Origin of the sequence: Xanthomonas sp. SHU 166, from assembly GCF_000364685.1 — a bacterium.
Classification (GTDB): domain Bacteria; phylum Pseudomonadota; class Gammaproteobacteria; order Xanthomonadales; family Xanthomonadaceae; genus Xanthomonas_A; species Xanthomonas_A sontii.
Window position 1 is genome coordinate 1 of sequence record NZ_AQOJ01000806.1, and the last position, 1686, is coordinate 1686.

Consider the following 1686-nt stretch of genomic DNA (forward strand, 5'->3'; position numbering starts at 1 on the left):
TCCAGGCCCTGCCGCAGCGCCGCGTCGTAGATCGCATTGGACACCTGGCACAGGCCGCCACCGATCGACGGCACCAGGCAGCCCTCGCGCAGTTCGCGGCCGGCGACGAAGCCGCGGCGGCGGGTGGCGCGGCCGAGCTGGCGCCAGAAACCGAAGGTCGCCCCGGCCGGCACCTCCACGCCGTGCAGCGCACGCGCGGCCAGGCGCAGGTTGTGGATCTTGCCGGCCACCAGCTGCGGTGCGGTCACCTCGCTGTCGGGCCACAGCGCGGTGACCGATTCGGCACAGCTGCCGGCGGCGATCGCCAGGCCGGCATCGCGGCGATGCCGGCGCGGACCATCGCGCAGATCGTGCAGCGCGCGGCGCAGTTGCAGCGCACGCGTCTTGGCCCAGAACAGCAGGCTGCGCCAGCGCGAGGGCAGCGGCGTCGGCGGCGGCGCCGACGCGCGCGCCTTCACTGTCGCTGGCATGAGCGTGCGTCCTCCCTGTCGCTGACCGCGCTTGGCATCGCGCTACTATACGGACATGCAGGTCCGGCCCTCGACGAGCGCGCAGCGCCTTTTCGGCAGCGCGCGTTCCGGCGGATCGGTGCGCGCGCGACTGCGATGCGACCGCCGCGCCGATACCGGACGCTCTCCTCTTTCTCCCGCTCCTGGAGTCCTGCATGAACGACACACCCGTGCCGCACCTGATCGTGGTCGGCGGTGGCTTCGCCGGCTTGTGGGCCACCCGCGCCCTGGCCAGGACGCCGCTGCGCATCACCCTGATCGACCGCCGCAACCACCACCTGTTCCAGCCGCTGCTGTACCAGGTCGCCACCGCCGGCTTGTCGGCGCCGGACATCGCCGCGCCGCTGCGGCAGATCCTGCGCCACCAGGACAACGTCGAGGTGCGCCTTGGGGAAGTCGTCGACATCGACAAGCAGGCGCGGCAAGTGCGCCTGGCCGATGGCCAGACGCTGGCCTACGACTACCTGCTGGTCGCCACCGGCGCCACCCACGCCTATTTCGGCCACGACGACTGGGCCGCGCACGCACCTGGCCTGAAGACCCTGGACGACGCGCTGCAACTGCGCCGGCACCTGCTGCTGGCGTTCGAACGTGCCGAAGCGGAAACCGACCCCGCCGCGCGCGCGGCCTGGCTCAGCTTCGCCATCGTCGGCGGCGGCCCCACCGGGGTCGAGCTGGCGGGCACCCTGGCGGAGATCGCGCGGCACACGCTGAAGCACGAGTTCCGCCGCATCGACCCGGCCGAGGCGCGCGTGCGGCTGATCGAGGCCGGGCCGCGAGTGCTGTCCTCTTTCCCCGAACATCTCTCGGCCAAGGCGCAGCAGCAGTTGGAAAAGCTCGGCGTGGAAGTGCTGACCGGCGTGCCGGTCGCCGACATCGACGCCCATGGTTATCGCCTTGGCGACGCCTTCGTGCCGGCGCGGACCGTGGTCTGGGCCGCCGGCGTGGCCGCCTCGCCGCTGGCGAAGACCCTGCAGGCGCCGCTGGACCGCAGCGGCCGCGTGCAGGTGCAGCCGGACCTGAGCGTGCCCGGCCATCCGGAGCTGTTCGTGGCCGGCGACCTGGCCGCGCTGCAGCAGGCCGACGGCCGCCCGGTTCCCGGGGTGGCACCGGCCGCCAAGCAGATGGGCCGGCACGTCGCCGACACCCTGCGCCGGCGGCTGCGCGGCGACACCGC

At 73.3% G+C, this 1686-nt stretch carries 2 protein-coding genes; one reads left to right on the forward strand and one right to left on the reverse strand.

The genetic code is table 11. The features are described 5' to 3' along the window. The coding region (locus D180_RS18600; RefSeq protein ID WP_232760584.1) for a VanW family protein at positions 1-470 on the reverse strand (470 nt) is incomplete at its 3' end. A gap of 194 nt (positions 471-664) precedes the next feature. Here D180_RS18600 and D180_RS18605 point away from each other — a divergent pair. After that, positions 665-1686, forward strand: a 1022-nt coding sequence (locus D180_RS18605; RefSeq protein WP_017913974.1) for an NAD(P)/FAD-dependent oxidoreductase, incomplete at its 3' end; no start/stop codon positions are given.